The organism is Candidatus Uabimicrobium helgolandensis (assembly GCF_041508025.1).
Lineage (GTDB): Bacteria > Planctomycetota > Uabimicrobiia > Uabimicrobiales > Uabimicrobiaceae > Uabimicrobium > Uabimicrobium helgolandensis.
Genome location: NZ_CP165719.1, coordinates 4,519,033 through 4,545,392 on the forward strand (window position 1 = coordinate 4,519,033; position 26,360 = coordinate 4,545,392).

Here is a 26,360-nt window from a genome sequence, read left to right on the forward strand (position 1 = left end):
TATTCTTTTGCGCAATTATGGCCTTAATCCTCTGATAATTATGATTAAGGTCATGCTCACGCTAATTGATGACAATCCCTACACTTGATTGAAATTGGAAGTTATTGATGTCTAATCAAAAACAAATTGAAAATAATCGATTGTTATATGATTACTTGCAAAACCGTAAACTGATTGATGAGCAGGTGTTGCTTAATTATTTTCAAAAATGCAATGAACAAGGCATTAACTTTGGACATACTCTCGTTCAAAGTCATTTATTGTCCGTTAACGAACTTTCTCATTTTTTCAAACAGTATGCAAGTAAAACGTTGCAGGCAGATATGTCTTTGCAATTAAAATTGGGAGTTAAAAACTCTGATTTTGGTAAATATGTGTTAGTAGAAGAAATTGCTCGTGGTGGCATGGGGATAGTTTACAAGGCTATTCAGAAAGACATAAAAAGAGTTGTAGCTCTTAAGGTGATTATAGATAGTGAAAAAACACAATTGCGGTTTTTTCGTGAAGCAAAAGCAACAGCAGCTTTAAATCATCCTCACATTGTTCGTGTATACGAAATTGGAACGTTTGATAATGTGCATTTTTTTTCTATGCAATATGTTGAAGGCACAACTTTAGCAGATAAACTGCAACAAGACGACTTTCTTGAGCACAAAACGCGGAATATCGAATGGTTAATTAAAATTGCAGAAGCTTTACATTATTCGCATGAAAAAGGGATTATTCATCGCGATATTAAACCTTCCAATATTCTAATTGACACAAAAGGAAATCCTTTTCTTGCTGATTTTGGTTTAGCAAAACTAAATAATAGTAGTCATGCGCTGACAAAAACAGGAGAGGTAATAGGCACGCCGTTTTTTATGTCTCCTGAACAAGTACTCGGCAGAAAAATAGACTTACGAACAGATGTTTACTCCTTGGGCGTAATTTTATACCAAATGCTCACAAAAAAATTACCTTTCTCTAGTAAAAATATCTCGCAGTTATATCAAAAAATATTACGTGAAGTACCACTTCCTCTGTTACACTACCAAACAAACCTTGCCATTTCTTTTAACAGTGTATGTTTAAAATGTTTAGAAAAGAAGCCCTACCTTCGTTATCAAAATGCGCAAGCGTTAGCAAAAGATTTGCGGCTTGCGTTACAGGGAAGTTATAAAAAATCAAAAACCGACAGACTAAAAAAAATATATTACTCAATTAAAAATAATGCTATTTTTTTACTAATAACAATGTTTTCTCTTGTTGTTATTAGTACAGTATTTTTTTTATGGAATACTTTTCAAACGCAGTTACAACATCAATTACAAGATGTAGAGGTATTAATTGCTCAGCATCAATATAATCATGCTAAAATGAGTTTGACAGAACTATTAAATAAATACCCTAAGCGCGCAGAATTATACGCTAAACGCGCTCGCACTTATTACTTTCTAAAAAACACCTCTCAAGCATTTAAAGATATATCAACTGCTATTGGACTGCAGCGAGATAAAGATTACTTACTACTAAAGGCGCGTTGGTTGCGAGAACAGCAGCTTTATTCTGATTCACTTGTTATCTATAAAGCCTTATCCAGCGAATACAAATCTAAGAACCAACAATTTGATTTTGAAATTGCTGAAACTTTACTTTTGATGAAGAGATATAATGAAGCTTTGAGCATTTACAATATTTTGTTGATTAAATCTGTACGCAATATAGAAACAAAGCTGCAAATCAGTAAAATTTATTTTTTTCAAAATGAATTTCACAAAAGCTTGCAGTTTTTAGATGAACTAAGTGTATTGAAAAATATACCCGATAAAATATCAGAAGAGATATTTTATTATTTGGGACGAATACACGACAAGCAAAACAATACGTCTTTAGCAATTACTGCATATAAGAAAGCTTTAAAGAACCAAAAGAAGTTTATGGATATAAAAAAATTTCTTGGTCTAGCTTTCGCAAAAAAAGGAGAATTTTCGAAAGCAATTTCATATTTGAAGCAAGTAGGTAAAGAGAATCGAAATCTAACTATTAATCATACCTTAGCAAGATGTTACCAGGGGATAAGTAAATACCAAGAAGCAGTTATTTACTACAGCAAGAGTATTAATAGCGAGCCTTGGCAATATAAATTTTATGCTGCTCGTGCTATTTGTTATGAAAAACTAGGCAACTTTGACGATAGTGGCGAAGATTTTCTAAAAGCCAGTGAATTGGGATCAAATAGTGTCGAGAGTTTAGCGCATTTGTACGAGAACTTATTTCATTATCGCTCTTTAGAAAAACGTTATGAGATTGAGAAACGTATTGCTAATTTGTTGTTGATTCGTTACCAAAATCAACCGAAGAATCTGTTTGATAATGAATATCAAAAATTAGGGCAAAAATGTATGGATGAATATAACAACATTGCTCTTGCCCCCATACCTAATGAACAACAATTAAACCATTTTATTTCTATTCTCTCAGAAGAATCCTCCTCTGCAGTTCGGCAAATAGCTGTCTCGGCACTAATGAAGTTCTATCATAGTAAAGTTGTTTTAGAAAAAGTATCGAGCAATCCTTATAACGTTTCGCTGCGTAAATTACACAAAGAGATGCAAAACAAATATAATGAATTACAAAGAAAATATGCGCGACAACTTTTGGTTCGTTACTATATTATTAGGGATACTAGCGCTTTATATGAATTATACAACAAGTATACTTTAGCTTTGAAAGATATCGTTGAGCGCGAACAAGAAAATAACATCTTGCGATTTTTTGCTATTAAAATTTTGGTACATATGCGTCAAGTAGACACGCACAATTTTGCTCTACGTAAATTGTCTTCGGAATCCACCGCTTTAATCACAAGCGCTGCTTTAGTTAGCGAAAATATTGCTAGCGTTTCTTTTTCAAAAGATTTAAATTATCGAGATAGCGCTTTTTTACGTATGTTACAAGCGAAGTATTTGTGTACTAGCTCTCAAGAATTATTATCTTTTTTAGATGATGATGATATACGTGTGCGTATGGTTGTTGCTGATAAGTTGTGGCACCAAGGTTATGTAAAGGCAGAAAAAGTATTTATCGAAGGTTTTAAACACAAAATGGCTGTTGTTAGAGCTTTTGCGTGTGATTACTTTTGGAGCTTTGCGCCAAGAGAAAACGAATTGATGGAATATACCGTACGAAAATATTTACCTTTACTAATTAAGTTGCTCGATGATCCTGATCCAACGGTTCAACGCATTGCGATATTGCGTATTTCAAAATTGCCGAATATAAAAGTAATTGATTTTTTAAGACCATTGTTGAAGAGCCCTCATTCTTTTGTAAAATTACAAGCGCTTATTGCTATTGGTATACGTGGTGACCTTGCTGTAATTGCTGATTTTATTCAAAACACCACCGAGTCTTACTTGCAAGCTTCTTTGTTTGTTGTTACGAAAATGACATCGGAGAAAAACCTACGAAGTTTGAGCTTAATTCCTATACTTAGTAATGCCATAGAAAATAGTAATCCTCATTTTTCTATTTTTGTTCTCAAAACGATAGGTAGAACAAAAGAAATAGGAGCACGCTATATATTAAAGTACTTAAAGCATCCAAGAGAACAAGTGCGTCTAGGAGCGGTACTTGGTTTGTGTCGCTATGGTACAGTTGATATGTTACCTAAATTAGCGCCATTTTTAGATAGTAAAAATAATGTTATCCAAGATGCTGCCGCCTTTACTATTATGTCCATTGCTTCTCGCACCAACAAACTTAAATTAATAGACAAGTACCACAAGATGGTTGTCAAAAAAAATTTACAGCTCAATGGAGCTTATGCCTACGTTCGTGATTTTCATAGGGAAACATCTCTTGGTAAGTTGATACGTCGTAAGAAGTCTATTGATTGGAACGTATTGTACCCTCGTTACTTTCAAAATGTTTACAGTGCTGTTTTACAACTAGCCTCAGAGCGTAAAAACTTCTTTGAGTGGCAAATTTACCGAATGAACAAGGCAATAGAATTGATGCCTAATAACGAACGTTATTTTTTTTATACAAGTTTGATTCACTATTTTGTTCAAGACTATTCTCAAGCGCGAAAGTTTTTAGAAAAAGCAATTGCGATTAAACCTCTTACCGCTTATTACTATTGGCTAGCAGATATTTATTATAATGAAAAAGAATATGTAAAGGCGTTAGAAGCATTGCAAAAATATCAAAATGATTATTTTTTACATCTAAAAGGAGAGCAATTGAAATGGTATATTTACAAAGCGATGAATAACGTAGAGGAAATGCAGAAAACGCAGCAGAGGCTGCAAATTTTAGAGTTGAAATAAATGAAAAAAATAATACGTATAATTGATCGATTAAATATTGGTGGTCCAACAATTCATGTTTCCATTTTAGCCTCGCAGTTAGATCGCGAAAGTTACGATACGATGCTTGTCAGTGGTTTGGTTTGCGAAGAAGAAGGAGATATGAGCTACACAGTAGCGAAATATGGTGTAAAGCCTTTCTATGTTCCGCAACTAGGTCGTGAGATCCACCCAATAAAAGATCTCATTGCTTTATGGAAAATATACTGTATTTTACGCCGTGAACGACCACGTATTGTTCATACTCATAAATCAAAGGCTGGATTTATTGGGCGTTTAGCTGCTGTTTTAGCAGGTGTTCCTGTTATAATTCATACATTCCACGGTCATGTATTTCATGGATATTTTTCGCCTCAAAAAACGCGGCTCTTTTTAAGAATAGAACGATTTTTAGCACGCTTTACTACCAGAATTATTACGATAAGTAAACAACAACAACAAGACATTTGTCATAAGTATCGCATTGGAAGATCCAATAAACATGAAATAATACCTTTAGGTTTTGATTTTTTACCTTTAGATGAAAGCAAACGCGGCTGGCTTCGCGAAAAATATGGTTGGTGTTCACAAGATATTGTTGTTGGGATTGTCGGGCGGTTAGCGGCGATAAAAAACCACCAAATGTTTTTAGAAGTAGCGCGACTTATGCACAGTTATCCACATATTAAATTTGTGATTATTGGCGACGGGGAACTGCGCGAAGATTTGGAACAAACTGTTTGCAAGTACAATCTAACAGATACAGTGGCTTTTACAGGGTGGGTTACCGAAACTGCGCAGATTTATAGCGATCTTGACATTATAGCTCTTACATCAATAAACGAAGGAACTCCGGTGGTGGTTATTGAGGGTATGTATTATCATAAACCGGTAGTGGCAACAAATGTAGGAGGTGTTGCTGATGTTGTTGACGAAGAATGTGGTTTTCTTTGCGATACTAATGATAATCAAGCGTTTCATTGTCATCTTTTAAATTTAGCCAATGATAAGGAATTACGCAAGAGAATGGGACGACACGCCCATGAAAAAGCCAAAAAAATGTTTTCTCATAAACGTTTAATTCAAGATATTGAGTATTTGTATTCCTCCCTAAAATGAAAAAATCTCAAACTTGTATTTTTGTGACCTTCAAGCTGAAGGTCACAAAAGTCTTTTGTTATCAGTTGCTTACAGAAAAATCCTCTTTTAGTTTTTCGCCTCAAAACCATTTTTTGGTCTGTAAGTACTGTAAATACTCACTTTTTTGTGACCTTCAAGCTGAAGGTCACAAAAGTCTTTTTATATCAATGATTTATGACTGGTGTGTTTTTTTGCCTATTACAATGATGTGATTTTTCACTTGAGTAGATAAAAGTGTATTATGGGCGCATGTAACAAAAGATGGAGACGCTATTCAGTGGTTTCAGTTTGCTCGACATTTCTTACGTCGTTGATACTTCTATTGGTTGCTTTATCTTGACTCTATATGGAAAGAAAAATATTATGAAGTTTTTGTTGTTAATTTTTTTATCGGTAATGGTGTGCGTCGCAACGCGAGGAGACATAATATCTTCGGCTCGCGAAGGAGATTTACATAAAATTAAATCCCTTATTGCTGCTAAAGTTAATGTCGATATAAAAAGCAAACTTGATAGTAAAACAGCTTTGATAGTAGCTGCAGAGAGAGGGCATCAAGAGATAATTTCTGTTCTTATTGCTGCTAAAGCCAATGTTAATGCCAAAGATAATAATGACAATACCGCTTTGATAGAGGCTGCAAAGGGAGGATACAAGGAAATTGTCACCACTCTCATTGCTGCTAAAGCCAATATCAATATAACAAATAAGAGTAGCCAAACAGCTTTAATATGGGCGATAATGAAAGGATACAAGGATATCGTTACCGTTCTCGTTGCTGCCAAAGCTGATGTTAGCATAAAAAATTATAGTTATACAGCCTTGATGTTGGCTGCAGCACGAGGACATAAGGAAATTGTCACCACTCTCATTGCTGCTAAAGCCGATGTTAATGTAAAAAATTATGATGGTGCTACAGCTTTAATATTGGCTACAACAGGAGGGCATCAGGAAATCGTTAGTACCCTCATTGCTGCTAAAGCCGATGTTAACGTAAAAGATCAATATGATAGTACAGCCTTGATTTTAGCTGTAGCAAGAGGACATAAGGAAATTGTTACCACTCTCATTGCTGCTAAAGCTGATGTTAGCATAAAAAATTATAATTATACAGCTTTGATGTTGGCTGCAGAGAAAGGACACAAGGAGATTGTTGCTACTCTCATTGCTTCTAAAGCCAATGTTAATGTAAAAGATGATAATGGTGAGACAGCTTTAATAAAGGCTGTAGAGGGAGGACATCAAGAGATTGTTGCCGCTCTCATTGCTTCTAAAGCCGATACTAATGTAAAAAATAATAATGGTGAGACAGCTTTGATAGTAGCCGCAGAGAGAGGACATCAAGAGATAATCTCTGTGTTAATTACCGCTAAAGCCGACGTTAATGCAAAAGATAATAATGGTGAAACAGCTTTGGTAAAGTCTGCGAAGGGGGGATACAAAGAAATTGTCTCTGCTCTAATTACCGCTAAAGCTAATATTAACGCAAAAAGCAGATTTAATCGAACCGCTTTAATAGAAGCTGCGATTAGAGGGCACAAGGATATCGTCTCTAGTCTAATTACAGTTAAAGTCGATGTTAATACAAAAGATAACAATGGCAATACAGCTTTGATGAAGGCTGCAGAGGGAGGATTCAATGAGATAGTATCTAATCTTATTGATGCTAATGCTGATGTCAATGTAAAAAATTATGATTATCAAACAGCTTTGATAAAGGCCGCAATCGGAAAACACAAGGGGATTGTTGCAGTTCTCATTACTGCTGGGGCTGATATTAATGTAAAAGATCATTACGACCATACCGCTTTAATGTGGGCCGCTGAGATAGGACATCGAGAGGTAGTTGCTACTCTTATTACTGCTGGAGCCAATGTTAATATTAAAAGCAGATTTAATCGAACTGCTTTGACACAAGCTGTAGAGGCAGGGCATCAAGATATAGTTTCTGCTCTTATTATCGCTAAAGCTGATGTTAACATAAAAGATAATAATAGCCAAACCGCTTTGATGTTGGCTACAATTGGAGGATATGATGAAGTCGTTTCTTTTCTCATTGCTGCTAAAGCGGATGTTAACGTAAAAGATAATAATGGTCAGACAGCTTTGATAGAAGCTGTAAACAGAGGACACAAGGAAATCGTTTCTTCTCTTATTGCTGCTAAAACGAATGTTAATGTAAAAGATAATAATGGCCAGACGGCCCTGATAAGAGCTGCGGAGGGAGGACACAAGGAAATCGTTTCTTCTCTTATTGCTGCTAAAACGAATATTAATATAAAAGATAATAATGGTCAAACAGCTTTGATAAGGGCTGCAGAGGGAGGATACAAAGAGATCATCTCTGCTCTCATTGTTGCTAAAGCCAATGTTCATATAAAGGACAATAATGGTCGGACAGCCTTAATGTTGGCTGCAAATAAAGGATACGAAGAGATAGTAACTACTTTTATTGCTGCTAAAGCCGATATTCACATAAAAGATGAATATGACAGTAATGTTTTGATGATGGCTGTAATCGGAGGATGCAAAGAAATAGTATTTGCTCTCATTGCTGCTAAAGTCGATGTCAATAGCAAAAATAAATTTAATCGAACAGCTTTGATAGAAGCAGCAATGAGAGGACATAGAGATGTAGTCTCTGCTCTTATCGTTGCTAAAGCTGATGTTAATGCAAAAGATAATGACGGTCATACAGCTTTAATTTTTGCTGCAATTGAAGGACACGAGGAGATTGTAACTAGTCTTATTTCTGCTAAAGCTGATGTTAACGCAAAAGATAATTATACTTGCACAAGTTTGATTTATGCAGCAATGAAGGGACATAAAAATATAGTATCTCGTCTTATTGCTGCTAAAGCCGATGTTAACATTCAAAATTATAGTAGTGAAACTGCCTTGATGTCTGCTATCGGAGGAGGACACCATGATATAGTCTCTGTTCTTATTAATGCTAAAACTGATGTTAATATAAAAGAGAAAAGTCATTTTACAGCTTTGATGTTAGCGGTAATCAGAGGGCAGAAGAAGACAGTTTCAGCTCTCATTGATGCTAAAGCTGATGTTAACGTAAAAAATTATTATGGCTATACAGCTTTGATGCTTGCTGTAGACAGAGGATATAAGGAGATAGTCTCTACTTTAAAAAAAGCTGGCGCAAAATAATATTTCATTAAACGTGGCCTCGTAAAGTTTGTTATTACTTGTTTGGTAATATTTTGAAACGGAGTTTTACGGACGAGTCGAGAAACTCTTTGCCGAAGGGTATTATTAAAACGTTCAATGTAAGCTGTTTTACCAGTATGCTTGCCAACAGCTTTGTGACGATAAGTGACCTGCCAAAAGTATTTACCCATTGGCATTTTGTTCTTTAATTTTCTAGCTTTGTTGCTCCTCAGTTACGCAGCTACGGCTGTGCGCCATCGTCGCGCCTCGCTATAAAAATAAAGACCTGCACTGAGTGGGTAACTACTTTGTCAAGTCACTTACTAAAAAGGCGCGCTAGAAACTTTAATTTTCTGGCGCGCCTTTTTTATTGGCTAATATGTTGTAGGGGTTCTAACGATCCTACCATATTCAGTATATAGTTGTTTTGAGAATGATTTTGAAATTACATGTTCTTAACTTGGTATGAGTACCAAACTTATTTTAGTTTCTTTTTTGTTATATCACTTTGTAATTTCTATTGTTATATAAACATTATAGCATATGATAAATGCTAGTCAATATAAAATTACGGAAAACTTGCGGTTTTTTTTGTTTTTGTAAATAAGTTATTGCTATAAAATAGCTTATGGTTTATATTTTTTTATAAAAAATTTGGATAAGGAAGTGTTGTAAATGGCATTCCTTTTTGTGACCTTCAAGCTGAAGGTCACAAAAGTCTTTTTATAACAGATACTTACAGTAAATTCGCATTTGGAATATCGCGAGAAAATGCAGTTTTTCGCTTCTAAGCATCATAAACACTGACTTTTTTGTGACCTTCAAGCTGAAGGTCACAAAAGTCTTTTTATAACAGATACTTACAGTAAATTCGCATTTGGAATATCGCGAGAAAATGCAGTTTTTCGCTTCTAAGCATCATAAACACTGACTTTTTTGTGACCTTCAAGCTGAAGGTCACAAAAGTCTTTTTATATCAATGGTTTACGTTACCACTGTTTTATCATTGAATTTGCGGTTTATTCTTCTATTGTTTCCAAAATACTTTGAATTCTAAAATGATTACGCATACTGCTATTTAGTTTTTCTAATAAAGGCTTGGCGAAAAACGCTCTCTTACCTAGTTGTTCTAAAATTCGCAGCGCGTAATTGCGTCTAAAACTACTTTGTGACTTTAGATTTTTGATGATGTAAGGTTGGCCAATTTCTGGTTTACCGTAACGAATTAATGCGTATGCAATTGACATTTTTTGCGGCACAAGTAACATTCTCGTTTGCTGTAGCTCTTGCCATTTATTAAGTAAAATAGGTACTACCAATTCTGGTTGTTTGCCTATATCTCCTAGTGCTATGTAAATGTTCTCTTGAAAACGATTATTTCGATCTTCTAGATTTTTTAGAAGAGGAGATATCGCCTGGATCTGGCCAATTTTACCGAGAGCATATATCGCCTCCTCACTATTTGTATCTTGATTTATAAGCTTGATTAACTGAGGAACAGATTGTTTAGCTTGTGCTCTAATAGTTCCAAGTGTTTTAATAATACAACTCTGTGTAAAACCTTCGGTCTTGGATAAAAATTCCAGGGCAAAATCAGTAACTATATCGTATTGCACAAATCTTGGTAGGGAATAGGCAATAGTGTTTTGTGAACGATCGCTGCAGTTGGAAAAAATTTCCAAAAGATATGGTAATCCTTCGCCTACTTCACACAACATGCGAACAGTGAGGTGGTCTATTTTGTTAGTGTTTTTTAACTTTTGTAATAGTGGAGACGCAATGCTTTTTGCTAGTTTTTGATTACGGAATAGTCCGCGTTGTCTGATATGATGTAGGGCTTTGTATACATTTTCTCTGACGGATTTTTGTTGATGGTTAATGGCTGACAATAAGATATCGACATGTTGTTTCTCTCCTGAAATGACAAGACCATAAGCAGCCGGAATTTTTATTTTATAGGATTTGTGTTTAACAAATCTTTCGAATAGTATTTTTGTGTCTGTATATTTCAAGTCAGCCAATATCCACAATATATCACCTACAATTTTATCATCGTTATTCAGCATTGACAATAAGCTTGTTTTGACAGATTTTGTAGCAAATTTGTGTACATACAATAACTTATTTGAACATAAACGAGTTAGTAATTCGCAAGCGTGTAATCGAATTTCTTGCCGCGAGTTTTCTAAGTTCTTAGCGATGGCAGGGAGATATTTTTCATTGTAGTAAATAGGAGCATATTGTTTGTATTTGATTAGATCATCAATGTACTCTATATCAATCCCTATATTTTCTAGCGCGATTCTTACATAGGTGTCTTCTCTGCTACCCAGTAAAGGAATAATTTGTGGAACGGCTTGTTTGGCTTTTGTGCCAATCCTTCCTAAAGCCTCAATCAAACGCAGTCGTTGATGATGATCATTTGTTATTTGCAATATCTCTAATATCAATGGTATTGCTGGCGCTGCGGTATCGCCTATTTCCCCCAAAGTCTGGCATGCTCTAACTTTTAAACTTAAAGAAGTAGAATTGTTGTTTTTATTTGATTTTATAAATGTAATTAAGTCAGGTACTGCTTGGTGTGCAGTATGCTCAAAATTACCTAGAGAAGACAATGCTGAATCTTGAATGTAAGAATCTGTGTCTTTTAGACATCTTAGATAAACTTTTACTATTTGTGCAGTCTGTTGTTCGTTTGCAATTCTTGGCAGTTCTTGGATAGCCATTATGCGTAAATGTTTATCTTTTTTTGGATTAGTAATAATGTTAATTAAGTGAGGGACTGCATTGCTAGCCTTTAGTCCTAACATTCCAATTTTTTGCAAAGGTGCTTGTATGTCTTTATCAGGATCTTCTAAGGCATTTAATAAAATAGGTAACGCCCTTTTATCATCAACTTGCCACAAAATGTTAATAGCTTCACTACGTACAAACGAATCTTTAGATTTGTAGGCTTCTTTTGAGAACTCAATAGTTCTTTGCGGAAAGTTAGACTTAATATGTTCTAGTAACCTTCGAACTTTAATATTATTATCTCCACCGTTTTCAATTGCTAAAATCTGTAATTTTAGAGAAGATAAATATTCACCATTTTTGAGTTTTTGATCTGCTTGTAATTCTAGTTTTTGTATGTATTGTTTTACTTGGTAATTTTTCCATGCTAAGATCGAGAAAATTATAGCAATAACTATTACTATAATAAATAACCATTTTTTCATTGTATTCCTTTATAAATATAAGTGACCTGCCAAAAGTATTTACCCATTGGCATTTTGTTCTTTAATTTTCTAGCTTTGTTGCTCCTTTGTTACGCAGCTACGCTACGCGCCTTCGTCGCGCCGCGCTATAAAAATAAAGCCCTACTTTTGTCAAGCCACTTAGTTTTCCGCTTGTGTGGGATTCTGCGGTAACTATTTGTGACTTATTTCGTTTGAATTTACGTTTTTTCTTTTTCTAAATCCGCTAGACGCCATAGATACCAAGATGCGATTGTACGGTATGGTTGCCACTTTTTAGCTGCTTCTCTCATTTCTTTTGGTTTAGGTAAGTTTTTTAGTTCATAGAGAACCGCAAAACCTTTACTAATACCATAATCATCTTCAGGAAAAACATCTAGGCGCTGTAAAAAAAACATTAGTAACATTTGCACTGTCCAGTTTCCAATTCCACGAACTTGGGTTAAATCTTTTATTATCTCTTTGTCGCTCATATTGGCGAGCTGTTTTATGTCAGTGGTAATTTCTTTGTTAGATGTTTTTTGGGCTAAATCGCGAATGGCGAGCATTTTATTACGCGAAAGTCCGACAGAACGTAGAACTTCATCAGATATACGTATTAATTTTTTTGCTGTTGGAATTTCGCGAGGAAATAATTGACAAAATCGTTGCCAAATAGCTCGCGCCGCTGCTCCTGCTAGTTGTTGAAAAACAATAGACATTGCAAGTGATTCAAAAATAGAATGTGCGGAAGATTTTTCTAGATGAAAAGTACCAATCTTGCGCATCGATTTACCTAGTTTTTTATCTTTGTTGGCTAGTATTTCCATGGCGTTCAGCCACTCAGGTATTTTTGAAGGAACATTATTTACTTTGGCTTTTTCAATCTCTAGTATACGATATTTTGTAGATATAGTTCCTTCAGCAGAAAAGCCACCTATTTTCCTTCCTGAAGCTAATACTCTATGGCAAGGAATGACTATAGGGAAAAGATTTTTTCCTAAAGCAGTCCCTACAGCTCTTGCAGCTCTAGGTCTTCCTATTATTTCTGCCAATTCCCCATAGCTCATTGTACTGCCAACAGCGATATTTTGACATCCATCGTATACGAGTTTTTGAAATTCGGTAAAGCTAGAGAAATCTAGAGGTATGTTTTCAAAATCACAATACTTTCCCTGTAGATGTTTTTGAATTTGTTGCGCAGACTCTTTTACCCATTTGGGAGGTTTGCTTTTCGAGTTTCTCATACCACGTTCTGGTAAAGAAATAAGTTGGATTTTATCTTTTTCCCATGAAATGGTCATTTTTCCAATTTCAGTATCGAATGTATAGTTTAGCATGGTGATTCCTTAGCATTGTAGGGAAGATAAATGTCATTTAAAGTTTGTTTCATAGATAAGTCATTGTAAAATAGCTGAGTTTCAAGAGTTGTTAGGTTGTAAATTCTTGATATTACTCGATTGTACATGCCCTAATAAATTTTAGTGGTTTTTAGGTGTTGTAGTCAAACAATTATTTTGGAGCTTACTGTGGGGTATATATTTGTTATCTGTGCTTATTTGTTGTGGGGAGTTTTTCCTCTTTTTTGGAAACAACTTTCGCATATACCAGTGATAGAAATTATTTTTCATCGTATGTTCTGGTCTTGCATTACAATGATCTTTTTTTTAACTGCTTTACGTAATTGGCAGTGGGTTTCATTGTTGCGCAAATCACCTAAAACAATTTTACTGGGATTACTATCGTCGATATTAATTACTAGTAATTGGATAATTTTTGTTTGGTCGGTAAATAACGGATATTTAGTGGAGGCAAGTTTAGGGTATTTTATTAATCCTCTTCTTTACATCGTAGTCGGCGTTTGCGTTTTTAAGGAAAAGGTGCGGCGCGGGCAAATAGCGGCTGTGGCTATTGCTGCGATAGGGGTTTTTTATTTGACATTTGTTTACGGACACTTTCCTTTTATTGCCTTTACTTTGGCTGGAACCTTTACTCTCTACGGTTTGATTCGTAAAGTCGTTCCTCTTGGAGCATTTGCTGGGCTATTTCTTGAAACGGCTTTTATGATTTTGCCAGCTATTTTTTATATACTTTATATTGAGGTGCAAAAAGACGGTAATTTCTATTACAGTGGATTTTCAACGCAGATTTTGTTTATTTCTACTGGAGTTGTTACAGTGGCGCCACTGCTTTTTTTTGCTGCTGGAATCAGGAGAATTGAATTGTATGCTGTGGGGTTTTTACAATATATAGCACCGACACTACAGTTCTTATTGGGGGTGTTTTTATACAAAGAAGCCTTTTCTTTTTCGCAACTTATAGGGTTTTCTTTTATTTGGTTGGCTATATTGGTCTTTTGTATCGAGAGCTACATATTTTTTAAACAATCAAAAATGACGAAGGTCTTAGAGGAAACCTAACCAATTCAACTTGATTTTTGTTTAATGGTTGTGTTATGATTCGAGTATCGCCTCAAAAAAATTTTGTGACACTTAACTTGGTCTGAGGAAAATTTATGGAAACGATCTTAGTTGTAGAAGATGATCCTGCGATATTGCTTGGTTTGACAAAAAACTTGCAATTCGAAGGGTTTAATGTTTTGTGTGCAGAAGACGGGGAAGAAGCATTAGAAATAATATTTAATAAGCCTATAGATTTACTTCTTCTTGATGTGATGTTACCAAAACTAAATGGTTTTGAAGTTTGCAAAACTGTTCGCAAAAAAAATCTTCCCTTGCCTGTTATAATGTTAACGGCGAAAGACAAAGAAATAGATAAGATTATGGGTTTAGACTTAGGAGCTGATGATTACATCGCAAAACCATTTTCTATTAGAGAACTCATCGCCAGAATAAATGCTGTTTTAAGACGCAAAAGAAAATTTGAAGATAAAGTGAATGATATTTTGCAGTTCGGTGATATTAAGGTAAACTTCCAAGGACGAACTGTTCACAAAGGGGAAGAGAAAATTGAGTTGTCTCCTAAAGAATTTGATGTTTTGACTTTACTTGTTCAAAACAAGGGTAAGGTTTTATCGCGTGAAGAGATATTGAACAAGGTCTGGGGATTTGACTATTTTGGAACAGCGCGTACCGTCGATAATTTTATCAACAAATTACGCCAAAAAATAGAAAAAGAAGCGACACAGCCAAACCATATTCTAACGGTACGTGGGATAGGCTATAAGTTTCAGATACAAGAAGCAAGCTAACAATATGATAAAAGTTATATTTGTTGCCGATTTACATATTGATATCGGAGAAGTTGGACGATTACAAGCGCTCGAATTATTTATTGCTTCGCAACAAGTTCCCATTTTTATTATGGGAGATTTATTTAACTTTTGGGCTGGAAACGCACAGGGAAATTTGGGATATGTGCGCCATTTTTTGCGATTCCTAAGAAAGGAATGCAAACAAAAGCCTATTTTTTTCTTAGCAGGAAATCGCGACTTTTTGTTCTCGCCGCTGTTTCAAAAACGCTTGGGTGGTAAGGTAATTGAGGATGGTTATAGTCTTGAATTAGGTAAAAACCGCGTGGTCTTATACCATGGTGATGCATTATGCACGGGAGATAAAAGCTATCTTGCTATGAAAAAATGGCTACAAAGTCAATTCGTTTATTATTTGTCTCGATTAATACCTAGTAATCTTTGCGTTAAAATAGGCCGGAAATTTCGACAACAGAGTAAAAAGGCCACCAAGAACAAAGATAAAACAGACATGAGCCTGGATTATAACCATATCTCAAATATCCTCGATAATGCCAACCACGATATTTTAATTTGCGGACATACGCATGAACCTCACCACAAAATATTAAATGAAACTGACCAAAAACAACTTTACGTTTTACCTGAATGCAAAAATATGTGTATTTCCTATTTGGAATGGTCTAATAATCAGTTTGTATACAAAGAGAAATCGTATGACTAATTTTGCTCGTGGCTATCTTCGCGTAGCTGCTGCTAGTCCGAAGTTAAAAGTAGCAGATGTCACTTATAATACTCAGGAAATCATGAGCACAATTGATACGGCGTGTAAAGAACATTGTCATATTGTCGTATTTCCAGAGTTATGTATTAGTGGCTACAGTTGTGGTGATTTGTTTTATCAAGAAATTCTTATTGAAAAGTCGCGTTTAGCTGTGCACGAAATAGCATGTTCTACAAAAAAAAATGATATTTTCATTGTTGTTGGACTTCCTGTTCTAGTACAAAATAAGTTATTTAATTGTTTAGTTGCCATTTTTCGCGGAAAAATATTGGGCGCAGTACCAAAAACACATTTGCCTAATACTAACGAATTTTATGAGAAAAGGTGGTTTTGCTCTGCAAGTGATCATCCTTATCATACATTGTACTGGGATGGGGTAGCTATTCCGTTTGGAACGGATCTGTTATTTTGTGCCGCCAATTTTCGCAAGTGTATTATTGGTTTAGAAATTTGTGAAGATTTGTGGGCTGTAGCTCCGCCAAGTGGAGAAATGGCCATAAATGGTGCTACTATTATTTGTAATGGGTCAGCTAGCAATGAATATATTGAAAAAGTAGACCTAAGAAAATCTCTAGTTACAGTCCAGTCTGCACGCTGTATCTCTGGTTATATCTATGCTTCATGTGGACCAGGTGAGTCGACAACAGACCTTGTTTACGCTGGGCATTCTCTTATTGTTGAGAGTGGTACTGTGCTTGAGGAATCTTCTCGTTTTTGCAATGAGACAAATATTATTATTTCTGATCTCGATGTAGAAAAATTAACATGTCAACGTCTTAAGAATAGTACTTTTTTTACAAGTAATTCACCAAAAAAAATGCGCTTTATTGAATTTTGTTTTCAAGGAAGTAACGGAGCAAGAAAACTCAAACGACCGCTGTCTCGATTTCCTTTTTTGCCATTAGAGAACAAAGAAAAATCTTATAGTGAAATCCTTGAATTGCAATCTATCGCTCTTGCAAAGAGAATGGAGCATATCGGCAAATGTAAACTTGTTATCGGAGTTTCTGGTGGCTTAGATTCTACACTCGCTTTGTTGGTTTGTGTCAAAGCAATAAAACGCCTTAAGCGTAAATGTGTAGATATTGTAGCGATTACTATGCCAGGAATGGGAACCACATCGCAAACGAAGAGTAATGCGGAAAAATTAGCTGAAAATTTGCAAGTTACTTTACGAACGATATCTATAAAAGAGGCTGTGCTTCAGCACTTTTCTGATATCGACCATAACCCGCAACAACATAATATTACTTTTGAAAATGCACAAGCACGTGAGCGTACACAAATACTTATGGATGTTGCAAATCAGGTAGGTGGTTTTGTTGTTGGAACAGGCGATTTGTCAGAGTTAGCTCTTGGTTGGTGTACTTATAATGCTGATCATATGTCGATGTACTCTGTTAATGTTGGAATCCCAAAAACGCTTATTATTCACTTGCTTGAATGGTATGCGGCTACTGTAGATAAAAAACTTGGAAAAATATTGAATGGTATTTTGGCAACGCCTATCTCACCAGAACTTCTTCCTCATAACAATGATGAAATTGAGCAAAAAACGGAAGACACAGTTGGCCCTTATATTCTTCACGATTTTTTCTTGTACCACCATTTGTATTTTCAATTTGCCCCGCAAAAAATATTCTACCTTGCACAACAAACATTTTATAAAGAGTATAGTCCTGAAGAAATTAGTAAATGGCTGCGTATTTTTTATAAACGCTTTTTTCAACAACAGTATAAACGTTCTTGTTTACCTGATGGGCCGAAAATTCTTGCTGTATCTTTGTCACCACGTGGAGATTGGCGTATGCCTAGTGATGCAGAAAGTAAGCTGTGGTTGAAAGATTGTCCTTAGAGCCTACGATCTCGCAGCTCTTTGGTGCTATTTGTTAAATATTTGATTTAGATAATTTTTTATTTGGCTATTGTCGTTCTCTAATTGCTTCATCTTGTTATTCATGCTTGAAAGAGTAACGTTCAGTGCTTGTGTTAAATTGTCTTGTTTTTGTTCAAGGATAGCTAGTTTTTTTGTTAGGCTATCGAGTTTGGCTTCCCAAATACTTAATCGCGAATCACTAATATTATTTGTTGTAGCAACTTTTATAGGTGTGTAAGCGCTGTATATCTTTTGTAGTTCTACTATTAATTCTCCATAACTTGTAAAGCGTTTTTGTGGGTCGCGGTGGAGCATTTTTTGTAAAGTGTTCTGCGCACTATAATTATCTAGAGGTATTTGCATTATATCGAAATCAAATAAATCTTCCAATGACTCTATTGGCATTTTTCTTTGTAACATGTATAAAAATATTAGCCCTAGGGAATACATATCACTTTGAATAGAATAATCAAATTGTTCTGAGCAAATTTCGGGGGCAGTAAAAAGTATAGCACCTTTTACACCTCCCTGAGAAGTGATTGTTGCAACATCAGCATTTTTTATTGATTGTAAGTTGCAAATTTTAGGCTGTAAATCTTGCGTAAGGTATATGTTATCTGGTGATAAATCTCGATGTAGTATTGAATATTCTCTATGTAAAACTTCTAAACCTTGTGCAAGTTGCAAGGTAATTCGCGTTGCGATTTCACAAGGGATTTCTTGCTCGAGTATACTCTCTTCTAGTGTTATACCATCCGTTCCTTCCATCATATAAAACCGTGGACACATGCCATGTTCTACATAAATAATGCGAGGTACACATGGGTGAGCTAACGAAGACATTTTTTTAGCTAGGCGGCATTCTCTACGAAACTCATTGGTAATAAAAATATCTTGGCCACCTTCAGCGGTAAGTGCTTTAATAAATACAAATTGCTGGATATCTTGGTTTTTCGCAAATAAAATTTTATAGTATTTATGTGATTTTATTACTTTTTGTATTTCGAATTGTTTTGGAATAAAAGTAAATTCTTTTGCTATCAAAGAAAGCTCCTAGACAAAATTGATTAAAAATGTTACCAAAGCCGGATAGAACGCAACCAAAAAATTCTTACCAAAAATAGCACACAACACATATAGTATATAAAAACTCTATTTATTGCCAGTGTTTTTCAATAGACAACAGGGAATGAATATGTTTATTCGTGTTGGTCTCAATTATGAGAGGTTTGTTTTTATGGATATGTTGCCTTTTGCATAGGTGATATAAGAAGGCAAGGTAAATTCTCGCAAAAAATACAAACTATCAAGGTCAACCATGGTAATATTTTTATGTGCACAAGCAAACATTGCGGCGCTTTCTATAGATTTAGGCCCTTCCATCATGCATCCTAACATACACGCTATTCCAGCACTTTCTGCGGCATGAACAATCTTCGTAGCGCTAAAAATACCACCACATTTAAGTAGTTTTATGTTAATAAAATCTGCCGCTTGTTGCTGCACAACGGCCATCGCATCGTAGTAATTAAAAACACTTTCGTCGGCCATAATTGGGATATCTACGCGATCTTTAATCCATTTCATGCCACAAAGATCATGTGCTTTTACTGGTTGTTCGATAAAATCTATGTTACCAACGCTACTGAGCGCATGAATGGCTCGTACTGCTTCGCGTTTTTGCCATCCCTGGTTTGCATCAATACGCAAAGAAATGTTCTTCCCTACTACGTTGCGAATTTCGCGAATAGCTTTTATATCTTCATCAACGTTTTTACCCGCTTTAATTTTCAGAGCAGTGAAACCTGTATCAACGGCTTCCTGAGCATTGCTACACATCTCGGGAATATTACCTAAGCTAATAGTCATACTCGATGAAAGTTGAGAGCGAAAAATGCCAAGATGATTGTGCAATTTTATCCCAAGTGATTTACAATACAGATCGTAAACCGCCATATCAATACCTGCCTTGGCACCATAGTTATTTGGTAAACTATCTTGAATTTTTTGTAGTATATTGTTTAAGTTTCGGACATTGTTACCAACAATAGCTGGGAATATGAACTGTTTTATAGCAGCGCAAATAGAGGAAATTGTTTCACCAGTAACTTTTGTCGTTGCGCATGTAGAGGCAAAACCACTTTTTCCACTATCGGAAATAAGCTCTATATCTACAAGGGGGATTTCCGTTGCCGTACGTAGTGCAGTACGGAATTCTTTTTCTAGCGGTAGGTGAGTGTGGGTTACTTTAATGTCGATAATTTGCATCTTCTCTTGCTTCCTTGTTGTAAAAAATGACTAAAGATTCTCGTCGCAGATCTATTGAAAACGGTTTTCTAATTCGCGAATTATATTCTTAAGTGAAAGCGCGTTTTGTTGTTCTAGTAGAGGGTAATTTAAACTGTGATCACCTTGCGGAATAATTTGCAAAGAGACTTTTGTTTTTTCTACGAGTTTTTTGCTATCTTCGATAGAAACAACTTTGTCATTCTCTCCATGAACTATATGTACTAAGGAAGATATTTGTTTTGTTTTTTCACAAATATTTTCCCAGTTTTGTCCACTAAAATCAACTTTATTCAAGACCATTTTAACTGGAGGGGCAATAAGAACAACAGGACAATTGTAAATTTTTTGGGTAATGCAGTTTAAGGCAATAAGCCCTCCCCAACTAGAGCCAACGACGAGATCTGGTTTGAAATCTTGCAGAGCTTTGCTTTGTATACTTGTACATTGTTGTAAGGACATACTAAGAGCCGATTGGAATATTCGTTTTTTTATCAGAAAAAAACTAACAAAAGAAAAGAACAAAGAAGCTAAACTTTGCCAATCGTAAGATAGTCGAAAAAGAACAATAATAATAAAAAAAGTCCACATACGGAAAATCCATGTTCTTGTAACGTTGCGAATGATGCTATTTTTTTTCTTAAGGTTTAGCATCGACATTTGCATATCGGGTGTATATACATTTTCAAAGTTTTCACGTAAATATTGACTTTTTTTGCCTAGTATTCCCGATTCTAGACCATGCATAAATATTATTTTTTGTGGCATAAAAGGCCTTTCGTTTTTTTGCTAACGTTTACTTTGATAGCGATAATTATGATTTGTTCAGAAAAATTACCAAGATTAAGTTGTAATCTCAACCAAAAAGATATGTTTATTATTCACTTAAATTAAAATTTTTAGGCTAGAAAAATTAGGATTGATATGAAAAATATCAGTTGCAAGATATTATGTAAACTGCTAATATTTTATACTTTGCGAAAATAAGATAGCCATTTGATTATCACTGTGCAATAAAAGCTCATAAAGAAATGGATTCAAATGATAAAAAGAAGTAAGAGAGTGTGGTCGTTGCGTAGTAAAATTTTACTATTAAAAATAGGCGATGTGTTACTTCTTGTTTTATCAGGATTTTTATCATTTTTTGTATTACCAGTGTATGCAAATTTTCATTATTCTGTGCAAGAATATTGGACTATTCTTTTTTTGACAATCTTGTGGGTTTTTATATCAGTTATTTCTGATTCGTACAATCATAAAAACTTACAAAAAATTTTTCGATCTTTGCAGGAACCAATAAGAATAACTATCTTTTGTTGGATAGTTTATGTTGTTTTCTATTTTTTTTCTCCCCGTAATTCTCTTCCTCGTAGTACAGTTCTCATATATTGTTTTGTCTCTTGTTTGTTAACGATGGTTTGGCGTTTTGCACATTTTGCTATATTTTCTCTGGAAAAAATGCGGCAAAAAATTATTATTCTCAGTAAAGAAAAATTATTCGATTTTGATCAAGTTATGAGTAGTAATTATTTTGAAGTTACAGAGGTTCTTTCATCCACAAATGTGAATAAAGTTATAAAGTTGACATCGACACAACAAATACATCGTGTAATATACAATCCTAAAGAAATGACAGAGAATGAAATTATTCAGTTGAATATGTTAAATGATAGAGGAGTTCAGATTACCTCAATTTATTTATTTTATGAAGAGTTTTATTCGCGCGTGTCGTTAAAATGTCCTGATTTATTTGAATTACTCAATACACAGAGGGATATGGTACTTTATAAATTTTTAAAGAGATGTTTGAATTTGAGTGGGGCGCTGATTGGTCTCATGATTTGGATGCCACTCTTTCCTATAATTGCACTATTTATAAAAATTGATTCACCGGGCCCGATATTTTTTTCACAAATACGTAGAGGAAAGAATGGTAAAGATTTTCGGCTTTGGAAACTGCGTACAATGTTTGTTGTCCACGAAACAAATGAAACCTGGACACAAAGCAAAGATCCACGCATCACTAGAGTTGGTAAATTACTACGTAAAACGCGAATAGACGAATTACCTCAGTTGTGGAATGTGTTGTGCGGAAATCTTTCTCTTGTCGGTGTAAGACCTCTTAGTGCGGATCAATGCGAAAGATTTGCTCGTAAAATCCCATATCATAATTTACGTCATCATACAACTCCGGGAATTACAGGATGGGCGGTTATCAATCAAGGTTATGTTAATAGTGATGATGGAGCAATCATTCGTTTAGAATATGATCTTTTTTACATTAAAAATTGTAGTATCTGGTTGGATATCCTAATCCTATTACGCACAATTTCGATTGTAATAACTTTGAAGGGCTTGTAACTATATTATAGCTACTCTATTTCAAACTCAGAGATCAATTCTTTAAAAAACGAAATTATTTCTTTTTTGTCGTTGTTATCTCGGAGTTGTGTAAACTTCTCAATAGTTTTACTTATATTAGAGAAAGGAAGCTCTGTATTTGTTACATGCAATATTTTTTCGTAAGTAGTGCGGTCACACGTTTCTTTGTCGTAGCTTAAGGATTCTTGAAGTTTTTCTCCCTTCCGCATACCAATAAATTCTATTTTTATATGATCAGTTGATAAACCATACAAAGTGATTAAGTCTGTAGCTAAATCAACTATTTTTATTGGTTTTCCCATGTCTAAAATAAAAATATCTCCTGCTTTTCCCAATGAAAATGCTTGTAGTACTAGTTGGACAGCTTCGGGTATTGTCATAAAAAAGCGTTCCATATCTGGATGAGTAATTGTAATTGGACCTCCTGATACGATTTGTTGTTCAAACGTTTGCACAACACTACCACGACTGTTAAGGATATTACCGAATCTTACACAAACATAAGGAACATTGTGTTTTTTGGCTATATTATTAACTAAAAACTCTGTAATTCTTTTTGTAGCTCCCATTATACTGCTTGGATTTACCGCTTTGTCTGTTGAGATTAAGATAAACTTAGAGACCTTGTTTTTAATACAAGCTTGTAAGAGATTATAAGATCCTAGAATATTGTTACCAATAGCTTCTCCTGGATTGTCCTCCATTAGTGGCACATGTTTGTGAGCTGCTGCGTGAAAAACTATATCAGGTGTATATTTTTGTAGTATACATTCCATTCGCTTTTTGAAGCGAATATCAGCAATAACAGAATCAATGATGATGGATGTTTGCTCTTTTAGTTTTTTATGAATCTTAAATATCGAGTTTTCGCCATGTCCAAGTAAAATAATTCTCTGGGGATGTAGCGCGAGTAATTGCTGGCATAATTCACTACCAATAGATCCTCCAGCTCCTGTAACTAAGATGACCTTGTTATACACAGCTTGTTTCACATCTGTCATATCAAATTCAATGGATTTTCTTCGCAATAAATCCTCTACGTTAATTTTACGAATTTCATATGTTGGCGTTTTATTACTATCAATTATTTTATAAGTATCCACTGCTATTTTGACTTTCGCACCGCTGTTTTTAGATAAACGAATAATGTTTTGTATTAGAATGCCTGTTGCATTTGGGATGCAAATGATAACCTCTTTGATATTATATTTACTTATGATGTTGTTTATTTCGCTTATTTTACCTAAAACAGGTTTGCCACTTATACGCATTTTCGCTTTATGTGTATTATCATCTAAAAAGCCACATATAAAATTTGTATGAATAGTTTTTTTGATAATTATGCGAGCAATATCACCAGATCCAACTAAAAGTGTAGGAGTACCAGAAAAATTAGATGAATTGTAAATAGAGATATGTTGCCAAGAGCGTAAACTAAAGCGAATTATCATGAAAAGCAAGAGGAATAGTATGCCATGAATAAAAGGAACTGATCTTGGAAATTTTTTGAGATGTGTAAAAGGAAATAACTCACTATTTACAAAGTAAGTGTGAGATATCAAACATATTATTATTAGAATAATATTGCAAAGTAAAATGGTGAAACAAGAAGACAGTAATTCGTGAACACTTGCTTCTTGCCAGTAACGATGGTATATACCCGAAATATAAAACCCTGAGAAGTGTATAATTAATGAACAAGCAATATAAGTGTATAATGGCAAAAGGAACGATTTATTTGGATAAAAAGTTTCTAACCTTAGAACTAATGATAAAAAAGGAGCAATAAGTAAAATAAGTATATCTAAGAAAAAAAAATGCCTGTTTCTCATGGAATGTCTTTTCGATTAATTATGAAAAATAGGAACTCTGTGGGCAAGAGCTTGTGAATATCGATTTTACACATATCAATATTTCTTTACAATCAGTTTAGCGAGTCCTATTGTTGGTACGTTATCACAAAATTGTGGATTATTCTAGCAGAATAAGTCTTAGAAAAAAAGTTTTATCTCAGAAGAGTTACTCTAAACGTTAGTCGTATTCAATACAACAATTAGGCAAAAGTGTTTTGATTTTCTCTATTTCCTCAGAGGAAATAGGATTTATTGAAATGGATAAATGTTTTAGAGATGTTAATTTTGAGATTTGTTGAGGTATGCTCGTCAATTTGTTGTTAGCAAGATAAAGATACTGCAAATTTTGTAAGTTGCCAATTTCTGGTGGTATATTTTCCAGTTGATTGTTAGACAAACATAGCTTGACTAAGGAAGTAAGCTTTCCAATTTCTTTTGGAAGAGTAATCAATTGATTTCCATCGAGGATAAGTTCCTTTAAAAATGTGAGTTGCGCTATTTCTGGAGGGAGTTGTTGTAAAAAGTTCCGTAATACCATTGCCATTCCCATATCATGTGCTCCCATATTTAAAGAGGTTATAGGCAAGGATAGTATTTCTTTTGGTACTTGTCTTTTGTAGTTGAAAAGTGCTTTTACATCTCTAAAACTACAGTTATTAAATGTGCAATTATCTATGTCATCGAAAAACAGATCACTACGAAAACTACAATTATCAAAACTGCAATTTTTAAGATATAACGAAGGATAGCTACCTTCTAGGTAAAATGTACACCCGTAGTATTTGGTGTTATTTTCTATTTTACTTAAAGACTTTCCTTTAATTATCATTACTTTCTAGGAAAGATTACTCGAAAAGCTACTTGAGTACTTTCTTGTGCATCGGATAACAATCTTGGCTTTTGTTCATTGTGATAAATAACATGTGCATTTGGTCTTTTATATGAGCTGCGTGTCCATTCCCAATTTTCTGTCATCATACCCGGTGGCAGCTTTTTTAGTTGGGTGTAAGTCATTAACGTTCCTCCTGCCCAGCGCGCGTATTCTTGTGCATCTTCAAAGCTAATTTGAGTGACAGGCAATTTACTTTCACTAGAGTTATAATACATGCCGCGAAATTTTTGCCAGTACTGTTCGTTGGTCACTGGTTTTTCGTAAATCCACGCTCCTGCGACTAGAATCATTGGAGCACCGTCTTTTGCGTTTGGTTTACGATTACTTGATTGTTGTTTTTTGCGAGAGCTGTCGTCATTGTCAATATCGATTTGACTTGCTACACCGAGAAGTAGTAGTATTTCTTCTTCGGGATCGGGAATTTCCCTGACGCGATTCCTGCGTCTTCCTTGGGCATTGTTTTGTGCAGCCTTGTTTTTGGCAGCCTCTCTATTTTTTGCAATGTAAGCAGCGGCTATTTTGCGCTTTTTTTCTTTCTTTTTCTTGTTCTCTATGTGCTGTAGTAAAACAAAACGTATTTTTTTCTGATATACTGATACATTTCTTTTGAGTATTTGACGCTCTTTTGCTTTTTTGGCGAGAACTACTTTATAGAGTTCAATTTTTTTTGATAATTGAGTTGCTTGTTTTTTGTGTTGCACGAATACCTTTTGACGGTCGAGCACTTGTAAATTAATTTGTTTTTTCGCTTGTATAAGTCGCTGCATTTTTTTAGACTCGATTTGTAGTTCTTGGATGTATATTTTTAGCTGATTATCAGAACTTTTTTCCATCGCAGATGTTAGCTTTTGTAAAGTGTAAATTTTAGCGTTTATTTGTTTAGATACTGAACTACTATTGGTTTTTTTTATCGATTGTTGCCATTTTGTCATCGCAGCAATTAAACGCGTTTTCTCTTGCTGTAATTTTTTAATTTTGGAAGTTAATGTTATTATATCACCATCTATTTTTTTTATAGATTTTTGGGTTGAATATAAATCTTGCTGGTAGCGCTTAATTACTCGCTTTTCTTGTTGTTGAGCAAAAGTATTCGATAATAAAATGAAAAAAAATATAGATATTAAAAGTGGATTGTGAGCGCGCATTTTTCTTCCTCACCAAAAGAGCCAAGTGTATTAGAACAATCGATTTATGACATATTTTACCAAGCATTCTATAAATAGTAAAG

16 protein-coding genes and 1 pseudogene are annotated in these 26,360 nt (G+C 34.6%); 8 read left to right on the plus strand and 9 right to left on the minus strand.

What is annotated here, in order from left to right; translation table 11 throughout:
• Positions 1-107 precede the first annotated feature (107 nt).
• From UABHE_RS16565 to UABHE_RS16575, 3 genes are all read left to right on the plus strand, one after another.
• Complete coding sequence (locus UABHE_RS16565) at positions 108-4,313, plus strand: protein kinase (RefSeq protein WP_372371439.1); 4,206 nt, start codon at positions 108-110, stop codon at positions 4,311-4,313.
• Positions 4,314-5,450: a glycosyltransferase family 4 protein gene (locus tag UABHE_RS16570; RefSeq protein ID WP_372371440.1), complete on the plus strand. Its 1,137-nt coding sequence runs from the start codon at positions 4,314-4,316 to the stop codon at positions 5,448-5,450.
• A 384-nt stretch (positions 5,451-5,834) separates the two neighbouring features.
• On the plus strand, positions 5,835-8,633 hold the full coding sequence (locus UABHE_RS16575) for an ankyrin repeat domain-containing protein (protein ID WP_372371441.1): 2,799 nt from the start codon (positions 5,835-5,837) through the stop codon (positions 8,631-8,633).
• A gap of 62 nt (positions 8,634-8,695) precedes the next feature.
• Here the strand turns inward: UABHE_RS16575 and UABHE_RS16580 are convergent.
• The 3 genes and pseudogenes from UABHE_RS16580 to UABHE_RS16590 form a co-directional block, all read right to left on the minus strand.
• A pseudogene (locus UABHE_RS16580) lies at positions 8,696-8,794 on the minus strand (IS1 family transposase); the annotation flags it as partial.
• Between the two features lie 858 nt (positions 8,795-9,652).
• Positions 9,653-11,851 carry a HEAT repeat domain-containing protein gene (locus tag UABHE_RS16585; protein WP_372371442.1) on the minus strand — a complete coding sequence of 733 codons (2,199 nt, stop codon included), beginning with the start codon at positions 11,849-11,851 and terminating at the stop codon, positions 9,653-9,655.
• A gap of 218 nt (positions 11,852-12,069) precedes the next feature.
• Positions 12,070-13,188: a methylated-DNA--[protein]-cysteine S-methyltransferase gene (locus UABHE_RS16590; RefSeq protein WP_372371443.1), complete on the minus strand. Its 1,119-nt coding sequence runs from the start codon at positions 13,186-13,188 to the stop codon at positions 12,070-12,072.
• Positions 13,189-13,377: 189 nt separating this feature from the next.
• On the opposite strand from UABHE_RS16590, the gene rarD reads away from it, so the two are divergent.
• From rarD to UABHE_RS16610, 4 genes are all read left to right on the plus strand, one after another.
• Positions 13,378-14,268, plus strand: a complete 891-nt coding sequence (gene rarD / locus UABHE_RS16595) for an EamA family transporter RarD (RefSeq protein ID WP_372371444.1) — start codon at positions 13,378-13,380, stop codon at positions 14,266-14,268.
• A 95-nt stretch (positions 14,269-14,363) separates the two neighbouring features.
• On the plus strand, positions 14,364-15,059 hold the full coding sequence (locus tag UABHE_RS16600) for a response regulator transcription factor (RefSeq protein WP_372371445.1): 696 nt from the start codon (positions 14,364-14,366) through the stop codon (positions 15,057-15,059).
• Between the two features lie 4 nt (positions 15,060-15,063).
• Entirely contained in the window at positions 15,064-15,783 is a 720-nt protein-coding gene (locus UABHE_RS16605; RefSeq protein ID WP_372371446.1) for a UDP-2,3-diacylglucosamine diphosphatase, read from the plus strand.
• The gene (locus UABHE_RS16610) at positions 15,776-17,698 is read left to right on the plus strand and encodes an NAD(+) synthase (RefSeq protein ID WP_372371447.1); all 1,923 of its coding nucleotides are present in this window, start codon (positions 15,776-15,778) and stop codon (positions 17,696-17,698) included. The genes UABHE_RS16605 and UABHE_RS16610 overlap by 8 nt, the downstream gene beginning before the upstream one ends.
• Positions 17,699-17,725: 27 nt before the next feature.
• Here UABHE_RS16610 and UABHE_RS16615 read toward each other — a convergent pair whose 3' ends face one another.
• The 3 genes from UABHE_RS16615 to UABHE_RS16625 all read right to left on the minus strand — a co-directional run bounded on the left by UABHE_RS16615 (position 17,726) and on the right by UABHE_RS16625 (position 20,773).
• Positions 17,726-18,763 (minus strand): serine/threonine-protein kinase, encoded by a 1,038-nt coding sequence (locus UABHE_RS16615; protein WP_372371448.1) that lies wholly within the window; start codon positions 18,761-18,763, stop codon positions 17,726-17,728.
• A gap of 174 nt (positions 18,764-18,937) precedes the next feature.
• On the minus strand, positions 18,938-19,987 hold the full coding sequence (locus UABHE_RS16620; RefSeq protein WP_372371449.1) for a dipeptide epimerase: 1,050 nt from the start codon (positions 19,985-19,987) through the stop codon (positions 18,938-18,940).
• A 51-nt stretch (positions 19,988-20,038) separates the two neighbouring features.
• A complete protein-coding gene (locus UABHE_RS16625; protein WP_372371450.1) occupies positions 20,039-20,773 on the minus strand; it encodes an alpha/beta hydrolase in 735 nt (244 codons plus the stop codon).
• Positions 20,774-21,046: 273 nt separating this feature from the next.
• Here UABHE_RS16625 and UABHE_RS16630 point away from each other — a divergent pair, with 273 nt between their 5' ends.
• Positions 21,047-22,366: an exopolysaccharide biosynthesis polyprenyl glycosylphosphotransferase gene (locus tag UABHE_RS16630; protein WP_372371451.1), complete on the plus strand. Its 1,320-nt coding sequence runs from the start codon at positions 21,047-21,049 to the stop codon at positions 22,364-22,366.
• A gap of 11 nt (positions 22,367-22,377) precedes the next feature.
• On the opposite strand, the gene UABHE_RS16635 is transcribed toward UABHE_RS16630, so the two are convergent.
• From UABHE_RS16635 to UABHE_RS16645, 3 genes are all read right to left on the minus strand, one after another.
• Complete coding sequence (locus tag UABHE_RS16635) at positions 22,378-24,219, minus strand: polysaccharide biosynthesis protein (protein WP_372371452.1); 1,842 nt, start codon at positions 24,217-24,219, stop codon at positions 22,378-22,380.
• Positions 24,220-24,418: 199 nt separating this feature from the next.
• Positions 24,419-25,069 carry a leucine-rich repeat domain-containing protein gene (locus UABHE_RS16640; RefSeq protein WP_372371453.1) on the minus strand — a complete coding sequence of 217 codons (651 nt, stop codon included), beginning with the start codon at positions 25,067-25,069 and terminating at the stop codon, positions 24,419-24,421.
• Positions 25,069-26,277 carry an SUMF1/EgtB/PvdO family nonheme iron enzyme gene (locus tag UABHE_RS16645; RefSeq protein WP_372371454.1) on the minus strand — a complete coding sequence of 403 codons (1,209 nt, stop codon included), beginning with the start codon at positions 26,275-26,277 and terminating at the stop codon, positions 25,069-25,071. Before UABHE_RS16645 ends, UABHE_RS16640 begins: the two co-directional genes overlap by 1 nt.
• Positions 26,278-26,360 lie beyond the last annotated feature (83 nt).